At 31.5% G+C, this 15,811-nt stretch carries 15 protein-coding genes; 9 read left to right on the forward strand and 6 right to left on the reverse strand.

What is annotated here, in order from left to right:
- Positions 1-51: 51 nt before the first annotated feature.
- On the forward strand, positions 52-837 hold the full coding sequence (locus JJ847_00835) for an ATP-binding cassette domain-containing protein (GenBank protein ID MBO6959430.1): 786 nt from the start codon (positions 52-54) through the stop codon (positions 835-837).
- Between the two features lie 5 nt (positions 838-842).
- Positions 843-1,688, forward strand: a complete 846-nt coding sequence (locus tag JJ847_00840; GenBank protein MBO6959431.1) for an MCE family protein — start codon at positions 843-845, stop codon at positions 1,686-1,688.
- A 6-nt stretch (positions 1,689-1,694) separates the two neighbouring features.
- Here JJ847_00840 and bchD read toward each other — a convergent pair whose 3' ends face one another.
- Positions 1,695-3,878: a magnesium chelatase ATPase subunit D gene (gene bchD / locus JJ847_00845; GenBank protein MBO6959432.1), complete on the reverse strand. Its 2,184-nt coding sequence runs from the start codon at positions 3,876-3,878 to the stop codon at positions 1,695-1,697.
- 48 nt (positions 3,879-3,926) lie between these two features.
- On the opposite strand from bchD, the gene folK reads away from it, so the two are divergent.
- From folK to JJ847_00860, 3 genes are read left to right on the forward strand one after another with little or no spacing between them, the layout of a single operon-like run.
- A complete protein-coding gene (gene folK / locus JJ847_00850; GenBank protein ID MBO6959433.1) occupies positions 3,927-4,493 on the forward strand; it encodes a 2-amino-4-hydroxy-6-hydroxymethyldihydropteridine diphosphokinase in 567 nt (188 codons plus the stop codon).
- Between the two features lie 48 nt (positions 4,494-4,541).
- On the forward strand, positions 4,542-5,105 hold the full coding sequence (locus JJ847_00855) for an NUDIX hydrolase (GenBank protein ID MBO6959434.1): 564 nt from the start codon (positions 4,542-4,544) through the stop codon (positions 5,103-5,105).
- The gene (locus JJ847_00860; GenBank protein ID MBO6959435.1) at positions 5,102-6,538 is read left to right on the forward strand and encodes a deoxyribodipyrimidine photo-lyase; all 1,437 of its coding nucleotides are present in this window, start codon (positions 5,102-5,104) and stop codon (positions 6,536-6,538) included. The genes JJ847_00855 and JJ847_00860 overlap by 4 nt, the downstream gene beginning before the upstream one ends.
- On the opposite strand, the gene JJ847_00865 is transcribed toward JJ847_00860, so the two are convergent.
- Together JJ847_00865 and JJ847_00870 are read right to left on the reverse strand one after the other, a co-directional pair.
- Positions 6,523-7,728 (reverse strand): DegT/DnrJ/EryC1/StrS family aminotransferase, encoded by a 1,206-nt coding sequence (locus JJ847_00865; GenBank protein ID MBO6959436.1) that lies wholly within the window; start codon positions 7,726-7,728, stop codon positions 6,523-6,525. The two genes, JJ847_00860 and JJ847_00865, sit on opposite strands and share 16 nt — an antisense overlap.
- 53 nt (positions 7,729-7,781) lie before the next feature.
- Positions 7,782-8,375 (reverse strand): thioredoxin family protein, encoded by a 594-nt coding sequence (locus JJ847_00870; protein MBO6959437.1) that lies wholly within the window; start codon positions 8,373-8,375, stop codon positions 7,782-7,784.
- Positions 8,376-8,481: 106 nt separating this feature from the next.
- Between JJ847_00870 and fabI the strand changes: the two genes are divergently transcribed.
- The 3 genes from fabI to JJ847_00885 all read left to right on the forward strand — a co-directional run bounded on the left by fabI (position 8,482) and on the right by JJ847_00885 (position 11,447).
- Positions 8,482-9,264: an enoyl-ACP reductase FabI gene (gene fabI / locus JJ847_00875; GenBank protein ID MBO6959438.1), complete on the forward strand. Its 783-nt coding sequence runs from the start codon at positions 8,482-8,484 to the stop codon at positions 9,262-9,264.
- Between the two features lie 20 nt (positions 9,265-9,284).
- Positions 9,285-9,890 carry an imidazoleglycerol-phosphate dehydratase HisB gene (hisB, locus tag JJ847_00880; GenBank protein MBO6959439.1) on the forward strand — a complete coding sequence of 202 codons (606 nt, stop codon included), beginning with the start codon at positions 9,285-9,287 and terminating at the stop codon, positions 9,888-9,890.
- Positions 9,891-9,962: 72 nt separating this feature from the next.
- Positions 9,963-11,447: a carotenoid oxygenase family protein gene (locus JJ847_00885; GenBank protein ID MBO6959440.1), complete on the forward strand. Its 1,485-nt coding sequence runs from the start codon at positions 9,963-9,965 to the stop codon at positions 11,445-11,447.
- Positions 11,448-11,449: 2 nt separating this feature from the next.
- Here JJ847_00885 and rdgB read toward each other — a convergent pair whose 3' ends face one another.
- A complete protein-coding gene (gene rdgB / locus JJ847_00890; GenBank protein MBO6959441.1) occupies positions 11,450-12,025 on the reverse strand; it encodes an RdgB/HAM1 family non-canonical purine NTP pyrophosphatase in 576 nt (191 codons plus the stop codon).
- Between the two features lie 2 nt (positions 12,026-12,027).
- Positions 12,028-13,482 (reverse strand): phosphoglucomutase/phosphomannomutase family protein, encoded by a 1,455-nt coding sequence (locus tag JJ847_00895; GenBank protein MBO6959442.1) that lies wholly within the window; start codon positions 13,480-13,482, stop codon positions 12,028-12,030.
- Positions 13,483-13,562: 80 nt separating this feature from the next.
- On the opposite strand from JJ847_00895, the gene JJ847_00900 reads away from it, so the two are divergent.
- Positions 13,563-14,981 carry a TM0106 family RecB-like putative nuclease gene (locus JJ847_00900; protein ID MBO6959443.1) on the forward strand — a complete coding sequence of 473 codons (1,419 nt, stop codon included), beginning with the start codon at positions 13,563-13,565 and terminating at the stop codon, positions 14,979-14,981.
- Here JJ847_00900 and JJ847_00905 read toward each other — a convergent pair.
- Positions 14,967-15,803 carry a tRNA-modifying protein YgfZ gene (locus tag JJ847_00905; protein MBO6959444.1) on the reverse strand — a complete coding sequence of 279 codons (837 nt, stop codon included), beginning with the start codon at positions 15,801-15,803 and terminating at the stop codon, positions 14,967-14,969. The two genes, JJ847_00900 and JJ847_00905, sit on opposite strands and share 15 nt — an antisense overlap.
- Positions 15,804-15,811 lie beyond the last annotated feature (8 nt).

A 15,811-nucleotide genomic window follows, 5' to 3' on the forward strand; every position in this document is an offset into this window, starting at 1 on the left:
TCTAAAAATAGGCAAAATATAATTGAAGATAACTTTTTCTTAAAAAAGGTTTTGAAAAAATCAAAGTATGCAGTTGAAACAAAAAACCTCACAATAAGCTGGGGAACAATTAATGTACTCGATAAACTGAATTTTGAACTTAATACTGGGGAGAGATTAGCCATTGTTGGGCCATCAGGTTCTGGTAAATCAACAATTTTAAAAATATTGGCAGGTCTTATTTTACCTACCGAAGGAGAATTAAGGATATTTGGGGAAAAGCAAACATACTTAAGATTAGATCAAAATAATCCTCCTGATGTAAGACTAGTTTTTCAAAACCCAGCATTACTAGGATCTTTAACTATTGAAGAGAACGTAGGTTTTCTCCTCAGAAGGAATAAAAACTTATCAAAAAAGTCAATCCATGAAATAGTATGTGAATGCTTAGCGGAGGTAGGATTATTTAATATTGAAAAAAAATTACCGAATGAATTAAGCGGAGGTATGCAAAAAAGAGTAAGTTTTGCTAGAGCTTTAATTACAGATCAAACTCTTAATGCAAAAACTAAACCTTTATTACTTTTTGATGAACCGACTGCAGGTCTTGACCCAATTGCCTCATCAAGAATTGAAGATTTAATTAATAAAACAAATGAAAAAGCTAAAGGCTCATCTATTGTGGTTAGCCATGTTCTTAGTACTATAGAAAGGACATCTGATAAAGTTTTAGTGCTTTATGGAGGTAGATTTAGATGGGCAGGTTCTACTGATGAATTTAAAAAAAGTAACGATCCCTATGTATTTCAATTTAGAAATGGGAAACTTGATGGTCCTATGCAACCCAATGACATCTAGAAATTATGCGTAGAAGTTTACGAGATTCAATAGTTGGATTTTCCTTACTAGGGGGGATTTTAATATTCACATTTTTTTCTTTTTGGTTAAGAGGAGTAAAATTATCAAAAAAAAATTGGCACCTCTTCGCCGAATTCAATAACGCAAGTGGTTTATCAAAAAAATCTCCAGTAACTTATAGAGGAATTTTAGTAGGCTCAGTAGAAGATATCTTTTTTACCAATGAATCAATTCAAGCAAAAATAGTCTTAAATGATCCTGCAATTATTCTTCCAAAGCCAGCATTCGCGAAAGTAACAACTAATTCATTCCTTGGAGGCGATGTTCAAGTAGCTTTAGAGACTAGTGAAAAAACAATTCCTAAAAACATAGAGACCCCTACATCCGAAGAATGTAACTCCAAATTAATTATTTGCAAGGGAGATATTATCCCTGGCAAACAACTATCAAGCCTCTCAAATGTAACAAATAGAATTAGTCAATTTTTAAAAGAATCAAATCAAGAAAACTTAATTGAGAACATAGTTAAGTCAATAGATCAATTTGATAAAACACAAGAAAACCTTGATGAACTAATTTATTTATCAAAAAAAGAAGTATTGAGAGTTAAACCTTTAATAAAAGAAATTACTATTGCTGCTAATAATTTAAATGATATTTTATCTACCATCAATGACAAAGAAACCCTTAGTGATATTAAATCAACAATTAATGCAGCAAGATCTATTTCCAGAAAAATAGACGATATGAGCGATGATTTTGAAAAGTTAACTAAAGATAAAGAATTAACTAAATCTATAAGAGATTTAACTATTGGACTTTCAAAATTTCTTAATGAAATTTATCCATAATTAATATTAGAGTTCATTAATAGCATTTAAAGCCATAGCTGCGATTGTTTTATCTGTAGCTTTTGGTAATTGGACGTATTTACCATTAGCTGCCTCTGCCAATTCTTTACCAAAGCCACTTGCTATAAATTTTCTCTCTGTATCAATAATCAATAATTTTATCCCAAGCATGGGATATTTTGCAGCAATATCAAGAACCTCTTGCTTTAAATTAACATTATTTTCTACATTATCTTTTTCATCAAAATCATTTTGGCCTAAAGATAATCCCAAAGGTACATTTCCTCTTCCATCAGTAATCCCAACAACAATAACTTGACCTATGTCTCCTGTAGAAAGGGCATTTTTAGCTACTTTTGCTGATTGTGTTAGTCCATGGGCTAAAGGCGATCCGCCCCCGCAAGGCATTGTTTCTAACCTTCTTTTTGCTGCAGTTATGGATCTTGTGGGTGGCAACAATACTTCTGCCTGATTACCTCTGAATGGAATGAGAGCAACTTCATCTCTATTCTCATAAGCCTCTGTTAAAAGTCTGATTACTGCTCCTTTAGCACTTTGCATTCTGTTAAGAGCCATAGAACCACTTGCATCAACCAGGAAAATAACTAAAGCTCCCGCTTTTTTTTGAAGAAGCTTTGCCCTAAAATCATTTTCTTCAATAATTATCGATTTATTAGGATTCCTTAATCTTCTTGATTTTTGATAAGGAGCTGCTGCTCGCAAAGTTGCATCAACCGCAATTCTTTTCACTTTGCCTCTTGGAATAATAGGTTTTACATATCTTCCTCTACTGTCACTAAATATCACTGATCTACTTCCACTATTTCCTGATTTTGCTTTTGCTGATGAAAAAAGTAATAAGTCAGGATCAACAACACAAGTCTCAGGGTCTAATATAAATTCTTCGGGTATTTCAGGCGTAGATTCATCTTCTCCATTAGAGTTATCTTCTTCTTGTTCTTGCTCTTGATTATCATCATTTTCATTAGCTTCAGGTTGAGAATCCTCATTGTTTGATTGAGGTGGAGGTGGCGGGCTCTGATCTTCTGGAGGAGGTGGTTGAATATCATCATCTTCAGGTGGTATTTGCATCGCTCTTGGAAGAATAACTAATCTTACTGCGACTTTTAGGTCTTCAGAATTTACATTCTCATCGCCTCGAAGAGCTGCATTAGCCTTTGCTACTTTTACTGCAAATAATTCTGACCTATGCCCTTCTACTCCTCCTCTAAGAGCTTCATTCACTAAATAGGTTATTTGCTCTTTTGTTATCTTGACATCCTTTAACCATTGCCTTGCCAAAATTAATTGAGTAGATAAATTATCAGATTCCTCGGACCATTTTTCTGAAAATTTAATGTTATTTTCTGCGTGCGATAAAACAGATTTTGTAATCTCAACTCTTTGAGCATTATCAATAGATTGATCTGCGGAAAGAACGATGGCAAAACGATCTAAAACATGATCTCTTAGAGCACCTTCTTGAGGATTATATGTCGCTATTAATAGTGACTTACAAGGATGAGAAAGGCTTAAACCATCTCTTTCAATATTATTTTTCTCTCTTCCTGTGGCTTCAAGAATTAAATTTACAATGCCATCATCCAATAAATTTATATCGTCTACATAAAGAACACCTCTATGAGCCTCTGCTAAAATTCCAGGTTGAAAAACTTGTTCCCCAGTACTTAATGATGCAGCGACGTCAATTGATCCAACAAGCCTGTCTTCAGTTATACCAATGGGAACTTGGATAAATGGAGCCTCTCTGACTTTTTTCGGAATTTCTTCAATTTGATTCAAATAATCACTTCCAATTACCTCCTCCAACAATTTATTAGTACTAAGATCCCATTCCTCTGGTTTATCTGGATCTAGGTTCCTACCAATAGGTCTTAATGAAGTATTACTATTTCTAATAATTAGCTTTTCCAGTATTGATTCATTATCTAATACCTCTATAGGAGGAAGCAAAGTATGCAAACCCCTAGCTAATACTGACTTTCCAGTACCTCTTCCACCAGCGATAATCACTCCTCCTAAACTGGGATCAACTGCTGCTAAAAGCAAAGACAACTTCAACAAACTATGACCCGTAATTGCCGCCAAAGGAAAAGCTCTAAAAGAATCTTTTGACTTCATTAAATCTTTTACTTCTCCTTTTTCTTGTAACTCGCTGTTCAAAATCACTTTAAAAATGCCTGATATAGAATTTATCCAATAACTTTGTTTTTTGTAGTGGAATTATCAAATCTTAATATCAAAAATGGACTATGTATATCCCTCGGAGCAAATATTGATAGTAAATTTGGAAGCCCTCTTGAGTCACTATTAATGTGCAAACCAAAAATAGAAGAAATAATAAATGAATGGGGAGATAATTCCCAGAAACAAAAAGAAGATAAAAGAAAATTTCATGCAAACTTTTTTTGGTCTTCAATTTATGAGACATTACCTCATGGAGTTGAAAATGAGCAGCCAAATTATTTAAATACTCTTTTGCTTATAAAAAGTAATTCTTTTCCAAAACCATCAAATAAAAAGGCGAAATTACTTTTAAAAGAGCTAAAAAAGTTAGAGAGATTTTTCGGAAGAGAAAAGACGCCAAAAGGTAAGAAATGGCTATCAAGATGTCTCGATTTAGATATTCTTTGGTGGGAAGATTTTCATACCGTTGATGAGGAATTAACCTTGCCTCACCCAAGATTTATGAATCGTAATTTCGTTATTACGCCACTATCAGAAATCTTAAGTAGAAGCCAAAAAATCAAAAAGTTTGATGCCCCCAAATGGTCTATTCAATGATTTACAAAACAAAAAAATAACTGTTAGGCTATTTTTATTTAAAAAATTATGGGCAATGAAAACCTTATAAAAAGATCCATTTTTAAAGAAAAATTATCTGAGTTAAAATCTAAAAAATTTAGTTTTGAAATTAATAGAATTGAGCTTCCAAATGGACATGAAGGTGAATATGGATACATTAAGCATCCAGGCGCTGCCTTAGCCGTACCTATTACAAAAGACAATAAAGTTATCATTCTTCGACAATATAGATTTGCAGTTTCCAGGTATTTATTAGAATTTCCAGCAGGTACATTGGAAATAGGTGAAACGCCTATTGATTCAATTAAAAGAGAAATACAAGAAGAGACTGGATTTAGTGCAAACAAATGGGATGAACTAGGCACTCTTGTCCCTGCTCCTGGTTATGCAGACGAAGAAATTTATTTATTTTTAGCCCGTAATTTGAGCAAACTAAATTTCGAGGTTAAAGGAGATTCAGATGAAGATATAGAAGTATTAATTTTAGATCCCCACGAACTAGATAATCTTATTTCTAGTGGGAACGAAATTCTTGATGCAAAAACTGTGACAGCTTGGTTTAGAGCTAAACAATTTTTAGATAAATTATGAATAAACCTAGAATACTTTTTTGGCATAGAAAGGATTTAAGAATATTTGATAATCAAGCTTTAATCAAAGCATTTTCATTATCAAATGCTGTTACATCGACTTACATATTAGATAAAAATTACACACACGATTTCGATGCCAACTCAAGAGCTTGGTTTCTAGGAAATTCGCTTCAAGAATTAGGAAATAATTGGAAAAAAATGGGCAGTAGACTCGTTATAGAAGAAGGAGATCCTGTACTAATAATTCCTCAATTAGCAAAGACAATAGATGCTAAATTTGTTTTTTGGAATAAATCAATTGAACCTTATGAGATTAATCGAGATTTACAAATAAAAAAAATTTTAAAAGAAAAAAATATTCAAGTTATTGAATCTTGGGATCACTTATTAATAGAGCCTTTAAAAATATATTCAGGTAGTAACAAACCTTATTCGGTTTATGGACCTTTTTACAAAAACCTTAAATCAAAAATGAATTTATTAGGTTCATACAATCAAGATAAAGTTATTTTCCAGTTTAAAGATATAGATAATAAACTCAAAGAAAATAGGAAAATAAATTCATCTGATTCGGTTCTAAAGAAATTTCTCAAAAATATCAAATTTACTGGTTCGAATATTTGCCCATGTAGACCTGGAGAGAATGCGGCAGAAACATTACTAAAAAACTTCATTAACGAAAAAAAAATATATTCTTATAATTCTGCGAGAGATTTACCTTCCCATAATGGAACATCTTTTTTAAGTGCATCTCTCAGATTCGGTACCATCAGCATTAGAAAAGTTTGGAATGCCACATTAAATTTAAATTCAGTTTTTGAAAATCAAGAAAATTACCTTTCAATTGAAACTTGGCAAAAAGAACTTTTTTGGCGTGAATTTTATCAACATTGCTTATTCCATTTCCCAGAGCTAGAGAGAGGTCCATATAGAAAAAAATGGAATAAATTTCCCTGGCAAAACAATAATGAATGGTTTCAACATTGGAGCAATGGAGAGACCGGAGTTCCTATAGTTGATGCAGCAATGCGTCAACTAAATAGTACTGGCTGGATGCATAACAGATGTCGCATGATAGTCGCTTCATTTCTGGTAAAAGATCTTATATGCAATTGGCAACTTGGCGAGAAAAAATTTATGGAGACTTTGGTTGATGGAGACTTGGCTGCAAATAATGGGGGATGGCAGTGGAGTGCCAGTAGCGGTATGGATCCAAAACCACTTAGAATTTTTAATCCATATACCCAAGCAAAAAAATTTGATCCTATATGTGAATATATAAAATATTGGATTCCTGAGTTATCTAAAGTGTCAAATTCTGACCTATTAAATGGGGAGATATCTAATTTAGAAAAAAATAATTATTCAAGCCCTATCGTCAATCACAACATACAACAAAAATTATTTAAGTCACTTTATGCTGAAATTTGAATTTCCTCTATACAATTCTTTAAAACTTTATTTAAATTTTCTGCTACATAAACTTGCTCTTCATAAGAAATTTCAGGAAACATTGGAAGACTAAGAACTTCTGTACAAATTCTCTCTGTATTGATAAGTTTTGTTCTAGAGAAATTTTTATTTTTGTAAGCTGTTTGTGCGTGTATTGGAATTGGATAATAAATAATTGAATTAATACCTTTTTCAAAAAGTTGTTGTTTTACCAAATTCCTTAAGGAATAGTATTTTTTGCAATCTGTATCAAATAAATTTGAAAAATCTTCATTTAAAAAATATTTATCGTTTCTTAATTTGATGACAAATTGATTCCAAGAATGGGAAATTGAATCAGAGCTAATTTTTGGAAAACTAATAAATGGATTTTTTTCTAATAAATTAAGATAATTATTGGCGATTTTTTGACGATTATTAATCCACTTAGAAATATATTTAATTTTGATATTTAATATGGCGGCTTGAATCGTATCAAGTCTGCTGTTATATCCAATTTGAGTGTGGTGATATCTTATTGGGCTACCATGAACAGCTAGTTCTCTAATTTTTTTGGCAATCTTCTGATCTGAAGTTGTTACTGCTCCACCATCTCCAGCAGCCCCTAAATTTTTAGTAGGGAAAAAGCTAAAACAACCTATATCTCCGATACTACCAACTTTGGAATTTTCCCACATTGTGCATGTTGCCTGAGCACAATCTTCTATTACTTTTAAGTCATATTTATTGGCCAATGATTTTATTAAGGTCATATTCACTGCATTCCCAAATAGATGAACTGGCATAATTGCCTTGGTATTAGAATTTATTTCTTGTTCTATTAGTTCGGTATTAATGAGATAAGTTTCAGGATCTATATCTACCAGAATAGGATTAGCGCCAACTGCACTAATAGCCTCTGCAGTCGCAAAAAAGCTGAAAGATGAGGTAATAACTTCATCACCAACACCAATATCTAATGCGCGCAAAGCTAAAACTAAAGCATCAGTTCCACTGTTACATCCAATAGTATTATTAACGCCAATCAGATTAGAAAAACTCTCCTCAAATTTGGCGATCTCTTGTCCTCCAATATACTGGCCCCCTCTTAAAACTTTAAAAACCTCACTCTCAATTTCAGAGCCAATTTCCTGGAACTGCCTATTTAAAGTAAATGGAGGTATTTGCATATTGAATATATTAACCCTAAACCATATTTCTATGGGTAAAAAAACATCTTAATTCATTTAAACCAACTCGGTTCTTTTCCAGGAGTCCATTTAATATTGCAACCTAAAGAGGGCATCTGATTTGAGGGATAAGAATTATCTTCATTCAAATCTCTTACCGCAGAGCGCAAATCTTCACCAGACAAAGGGATATTATTACCTGGTCTACTATCGTCTAATTGGCCATGATAAAACAATAAAAAATCACCATCTCCTTCATTTGAAAAAAGATAAAAATCTGGGGTGCAAGCTGCTTTTAACTCCTTAGCAAATTTTTGATTTTCATCATACAGATAAGGAAAACTCCATCCCTGTGATTGTGCTTGCAATCTCAATTTTTCAGGAGAATCTGAAGGATGAGTGACAATATCATTACTTGAAATTGCAACCGTTTGAACTGTAGTTTCAATTTCTTTACTTAAGATAAAAATTTGATTCTCAATATATTTAACAAATGGACAATGGGCACAAATAAACATTAAAAGTAAATGCCGATTATCTAGATTACAAGAATTAAAGTATTGATTATTTGAAGAATTAGCATTTAACATTTCGAAATTAGGTAATTGAAAACCTAATTCCAAAATCATAGAATTTGTTCTGACCATGTTTAGATTAAATATCCTTTGATATTTGAAAATTATTGTATATTTTGCAGTAATCCGTAAAGATGGGTACTTTGATATAGGAGAATATATAGAAATAATAAACAAAATGCTTCTTAATCTAACTGGCAAAAGAATTCTTGTTACAGGAATTGCCAATAATCGTTCAATAGCATGGGGTATTGCTCAACAACTTTCAAAAGCTGGCGCAGAACTTGGAATCACATATTTGCCGGATGATAAGGGAAGATTCGAATCTAAAGTTAGAGAACTAACTGAACCTTTAAAACCATCGTTATTTTTGCCTCTTGACGTACAAAATCCGGTTCAAATAGAAGAAATCTTTCAAAATATAAAAAACAATTGGGGGCAAATCGACGGATTAGTTCACTGCTTAGCATTTGCAGGACGAGACGAATTGATTGGAGATTATAGTGCTACTACTTCAGAAGGTTTTGATAGGGCTCTTAATATAAGTGCTTATTCATTAGCACCTTTATGTAAAGCTGCAAAACCACTATTTAGTGATGGTGCTGGCGTTGTCTCATTAACTTATTTAGGATCAGAAAGAGCGATTCCTAACTATAACGTGATGGGAGTCGCTAAAGCAGCTTTAGAAGCTTCAGTCAGATATCTTTCTGCAGAACTTGGTCCAGAAAAACAAGTAAGAGTTAATGCAATAAGTGCTGGACCTATAAGAACACTTGCTAGTTCTGCTATAGGTGGCATTTTAGATATGATTCACAATGTTGAAGAAAAGGCTCCTTTACGCAGAACAGTCACTCAAACAGAAGTAGGTAATACTGCTGCTTTTTTATTAAGTGATCTCTCTAGCGGCATTTCAGGCCAAACAATTTATGTTGATGCGGGTTACTGCATTAATGGAATGTAAACAAAGTTTTTTGTATAAAAATGTCATCTCCAAGGCAATCTGAAATAAAAAGAAAAACGAATGAAACAGATATTTCTGTATTTATAAACTTGGATGGAAATGGTATTTCCGAGATTGATACCGGGATACCATTCTTAGATCATATGCTTCAACAAATATCCAGTCATGGTTTATTTGATTTAAATATAAAAGCTATTGGAGATACCCATATTGATGATCATCATACAAATGAAGATGTAGGAATCGCATTAGGCAAAGCATTTTCAAAAGCCCTGGGCGAAAGAAAAGGAATAAACAGATTTGGACATTTCTTTGCCCCATTAGATGAAGCATTAGTACAAGTCACTTTAGACTGCTCTGGTAGACCACATCTGTCTTATGATCTTCAATTAAAGGCTCCTAGAATAGGAAATTATGATACTGAACTAGTAAAAGAGTTTTTTACTGCCTTTGTAAATAACAGCGGAATTACGCTGCATATTAATCAAATACAAGGTAGTAATTCACATCATATAGTTGAGGCTTGCTTTAAAGCTTTTTCCAGAGGTTTACGTATGGCTACAGAAATAGATCTAAGAAGATCTGATTCAATTCCAAGCAGTAAAGGAATTCTAGAAAATCAATAAAATAGGAATTTTTTCTAATTAGCCACAATTCAGTTGATTTTCGGCGAAGATATATAAAATGATTGTTTTGTTGTGACTAATTTACAAGATAAAAAAATTGATAAAATTAAAAGTTTTAATAAAGAAGATTGGTCCAGTGCTTATCAAAATGTAGAAAAGGAGATAACTAAAGAGCCTCTTACAGTTAGAAAAGGTAATAATATTAAAAATTTAAATGGAACATTATTAAGAAATGGACCAGGAATATTAGAGAGAGGTGGGCAATGGGTTCATCACCCATTTGATGGTGATGGAATGGTAACATCCATTAAATTCGAAAATGGTCAGCCATTCTTAACAAATAGATTTGTTAAAACTAAGGGCTATTTGGAAGAAGAAAAAATAAATAAATTTATTTATAGAGGTGTTTTTGGGACACAAAAAAATGGAGGAATTTTAAATAATGCATTAGATCTAAAATTCAAGAATATCGCTAATACCCATGTCGTTAAATTAGGAGATGAGATTCTCGCATTATGGGAAGCAGCTGGTCCGCATGCAATGGATCCTAATAGTCTTGAAACTATTGGTTTAACAACATTAAAAGGGGTACTGAAGCCCAACGAAGCATTCAGTGCTCATCCCAAAACAGACCTAAACTCAAATGCATCTTCAGAACTTTTAGTCACTTTTGGAGTACAAACCGGGCCAAAAAGTACCATTAGATTAATGGAATTTAATAATGCTGGTAAAAATTCTGGAGAGCTCATTTTCGACAGAAAAGATAGCTTTAATGGCTTTGCTTTCCTTCATGATTTCGCAATTACAACTAATTGGGCAATTTTTTTACAAAATGCTATTGATTTCAATCCTCTTCCATTTGTAATGGGTCAAAGAGGAGCAGCACAATGTCTAAAGTCAAACCCAAATAAAAAGGCAAAGTTTTTTATCATCCCTAGAGAAAGTGGATTATTTAGAGGTCAGCCACCGTTAACAATAGATGCTCCAGAAGGATTCGTTTTTCATCATGTAAATGCATTTGAAAAAGATTCCAAAATCGTATTAGATAGTATTTTTTATGATGATTTCCCATCAGTTGGTCCAGACGAGAATTTTAGGGATATTGACTTTGATAAATATCCAGAAGGAAAACTGAAAAGATCAATTATCGATCTAAAGAAAAAAACTAGTGAACTTGAAACTATAAGTGAACAATGTTGTGAATTTGCTGTTGTCAATCCTAAAAACTTAGGATTAAAAGCAACTTTTAGTTGGATGGCAAGCACATCTCAAAAGCTGGGAAACGCTCCACTTCAAGCAATAAAAAAAATAAATTTAACTTCTAAAGAAGAGATTTCTTGGTCAGCAGGTCCAAGTGGATTCGTAAGTGAACCAATTATGGTTCCATCAAAAAACTATTCTAAAGAAGATGAGGGATTTTTATTTATAATTTTATGGAATGGAGAAAGAAGAGGTAGCGATTTAGTGATATTAGACGCAAAAGACTTAAAAGAATTAGCTGTTTATGAATTACCAATTTCAATTCCTCATGGCCTTCATGGATCTTGGGTTAATTAAATTTAAGAAAAAATTTCAATTAAATCTGGAATAATTTTTTTTAATGCTTTACCTCTATGACTACAAGAGTCTTTAATATCATTATTCATTTCTGCGAAAGTTAACCTGGTAGAACTCTCCTCAAAAATTGGGTCATACCCAAAACCACCTTTTCCTCTCGGGATTAAAATAATATTGCCATGACATTTGGCCTCAGATTCAATAATCACTTCACCATTTGGGGAACAAACACAAATATTGGCAATAAAGAAAGCACTTCTATTTTTTACTCCATCAAGTTCTTTTAAAACTCTTTCAATTCTCTTCTGATCATTTTCTGCATATCTAGATGAGTAAATGCCAGGCTTACCATCTAGTGCTTCAATACAAATTCCCGAATCGTCTGCTATTGAAAAATCATTTGTTTTTCTCGAAACTTCACTCGCTTTTTTAATTGCATTATCTCTAAATGTCAGTCCATCCTCTTCAACTTCTAAGGATTCTGGCTGAAGTAATAATTTACAATTAACTCTTGCAAGCAATTTCTTATATTCTTCAATTTTACCTTTATTCTTACTCGCTAAATATAAATTTTTCATCTTTATTTTCCTGCCAAATTTATAAATACTTGACCCCATTCTAATAACTCATTTAAATAAGATTCTTTTGGTGCTTCACAATATAACCTTAAAAGAGGTTCCGTTCCTGAAAACCTAAAAAGAAGCCAAAAATTTTTATCAATTCTCAACTTTATTCCATCGATCTTTGAGATACTTTTTAACTTGTGACTATTAATATTCTCAGGAATATTATCTATGATAAATTCTTTTACATTATTTTTTTCTGACTGATTTGGAAATTTAATATCAATTCTTTTATAAAAACTTGGCCCAAAATCTTTTTGAATTTCATCTAGAGTTTCATATAAATATTGAGATTTTTCAGCAATTCCATTTAATAAAACCATTGCTGCATACAAAGCATCCCTTTCAGGCATAAAGTCACCAAAACCAACTCCCCCAGATTCCTCTCCTCCAATAAATATTTTCTCTTTAATCATTTTTTCAGCAATATATTTAAAGCCAACTGGCAGTTCAAAAACATCTCTATTTTGACTCTCTGATATATTTTTAATAATATCTGAACCACTAACAGTCTTTAAAACTGGATAAGAATTATTTTTAATTTCCCCCAAATAGCTAATGAAGTATGGGAGTAAATCTTGAGTACTAGAATATCTTCCTTTTTCATCAATTGCCGCAATTCTATCACCATCGCCATCAAAGATAATTCCTAGAGTTTTCACTTCAACTGTTGAATTTTTTATTAGTATTTGCTTTAGATCATCTGCATAATTTAAAAGAGGTTCAGGAGGTTTTCCTCCAAAAAAAGGATCAGCATCATTTCTGATTTCTGAAATAACTTCAAAATCATTAGAAGCAAAAATCTCAGCCATACAATTTGCAGCTGAGCCATGCATAGAGTCTACAAAAATTCTCAATTTCATTTTTTTCAATCTATTAGAAATAAAGTCAATATCAAAAAGGGATTTAATTCTATCTAAATGAAATTTCTTAATATCTACTAAGTGATTAACACCATCTTTTTTTTCAATTGAATTTCCAAGCACTAGTCTTTTTTCAACTTCACTTGTAAAAGATTCGTCAACAGAACATCCATTAAAGCTCTTTATTTTCAGACCTAGCCAATTATATGGATTATGACTTGCTGTTATTACTAACGCTCCAAGACAACCCACTTCTTTGGCATAGAAACTACAAGAGGGGGTCGTAACAAAGCTACCAGATAAGATCGGTTCGAAACCACATCCTCTCACAAAAGGAACTATTTGTTTGGCAAATTCACAAGCCATAAACCTACGATCATACCCAATAACAATTTTCTTTGAATTAACTTCTTTATAGTATTGATAATTCAACTCTTGGCACGCAGCAACTACAACTCTTGAAAGATTAGATAAATTAAAATCAAATCCAATAATTCCTCTCCACCCATCAGTTCCAAATTTTATCTTATCTAATTTATAAGCTGTCAAATTTAAAATTTCCTTTATTTCTTCTATTTATCTATACTAATTTATATGCGTAAATTTTAAAACCGCCCTTAAAAAATAATTTGAATTCTCTTCATTTAAAAAGTTTTACAAGATGCAAAAGAAAAGCATGGCTAGATTTTAAGGGTAAAAAATCTTATGAAGTTTGGTCTCCCCATAAAGCTATAGATAAAATTAATCAGTTTCAAATTTTCTCTGAATTTTGTAATAGTGAAATATATTCAGGATTAAAAGCCTGTGAAAATGGTTATCAAGGGGTAATTGGATTATCAATCAAAGGTAATCTTTTCCAAAATATTAACGCAGAGATACGTCCTCAATTACTTGTAAAGACAAAAGGTAAAAGTAAATGGGGACAATATAAATATTTACCTGCTGTTTATAAGTTAGGCCAAAAAACTACCAAAGAACATTTATTCGACTTAGCTTTTAGTTCTATGCTCTTGGAATCTTTTCAAGAATCTAAAATTGAGAAGGGATTAGTAATTTCTAGTTCTGATAAAAAAGTTAATGTTGAAGAAATTTATTTAAATAAAAAATTAAGAAAAAAAGTTTTTAATGTTTTATTAAGTTTGAATGAATGCTTGGAGGGATTTATACCAGAAATAACTCAAGATAGAAAAAAATGTACTATTTGTTCATGGCAAAAATTTTGTGACAAAGAAGCAAAAGAAAATGGATATTTAACAGATATAGATGGAATAGGATCCAAAACGGCATCATTACTCATAACAAATGGAATATCTGATACCCGAACATTAGCTTCGTATAGCGAGAAACAACTTGGCGAGAAATTATCTAAATTCAAAGATCAAAAGTTTGAAAAGGCCTCTACATTTATAAAGCAAGCTCAAGCATATATCTCTGGAGAACCATACTTTATTTCCAATAAGAATGATATGGACGATCTATTAAAAAAAATATGCTCGGGATTTTATGTATTCGATATTGAGTCAAATCCAGATGATAAGCATGATTTTTTATATGGTTTTTTAAAAATAAATAATTTGTTTATAGAAAAAGAAAATCTTATTTATGAGCCAATCTTAAATCTTAAAAACAATAAAGGAGAATCTTATAGTCAAATTATAGAAATACTTTTTTCAAACAAGGAATGGCCAGTCTTACATTATGGAGAAACTGAAAAAATAGCCATAATTAATATTGCTAAAGAACTAAATTTTAGTTTTAAAGAAATTGATTCACTGACCTCTAGATTTATAGACTTACATACCTTAATAAGAAAGTCGTGGATATTACCACTAAAAAACTATGGCTTAAAAACCGTTTCAAATTGGCTTGGCTTTGAATGGATGCAGAAAAATGTAAGTGGCTCGAAAGCCGTTTATTGGTGGATTCAATATCAAATTACAGAAAACGAAATATTTTTAAAAAAGATTATCGAATATAACAAAGATGATTGTTTGGCTACTCTAAAAATTGCAGAATATTTAATCAAAAATCAATTAAAGAAAAATTGATCCTACAGATTTATTTATAATAATTTTTCCAAACATTTCTGAAAAAAAATAACTTCCTTCTTCTAAATATTTTCTTTTTATCATTGCTAAGCCTTTTATTTGAGAATCTGATTTAAAAATACTAGTGATTTTGCCTACAGAAATATCTTTAGCAGAATTTATATATAAATTTTTATCTTCAACATCTAAATTCAAATTAGATTCAAATAATCTCCAAGTTCTTATTTCCTGTTTTAAAGACGCAACATTTTTTATTTTTGACATTGTTTCTTGTCCTAAATAACAACCTTTATTAAAATCTATAAGATCTTTTAATCCGAGCTCAAGAGGATTATTTTTTCCGTTTATTTCCATTTCTAAAGAGGGTATTGCCTGATTAATCTTCCAGATTTTTAAATCATAGGAATTCAGTAAATTTAGTTTATTTTTGTATATTTCAAATTCTTTATCTTCTGTTTTAAAGAAAATAGGCAGGTAAGTTCTCCATGAACTAGATTCATCAACTTCCTGAATTCTATTTATCAAGAAAGGTTCACTTAAAAGTACATCATCCGCTGGAAAGATAATTTGATTAAAGTAATCAATTATTTCATAAGTATTACCCGCCAAGATGATTACTTCTAAGTTTCTTTCTGAAACAAAAATTTCAATTAATGCCCTTAGAACTCCATTTGGAGTGAGCCAACAAGTTTTTATAACTTTTTTTTCTGAATTTAGAATATTACTTGTTGTTATTCCATTCAAAAATTTCCTGGAATCTTTTCCAGTAACTGAAAAACAATCAAATTTTTCAAGCCAAAACTTTTTTTCTATACCTTGCATTCTAAAAT

The sequence above is a fragment of the Prochlorococcus marinus CUG1438 genome (assembly GCA_017644325.1).
In the GTDB taxonomy this organism is placed as follows: domain Bacteria; phylum Cyanobacteriota; class Cyanobacteriia; order PCC-6307; family Cyanobiaceae; genus Prochlorococcus_A; species Prochlorococcus_A marinus_AA.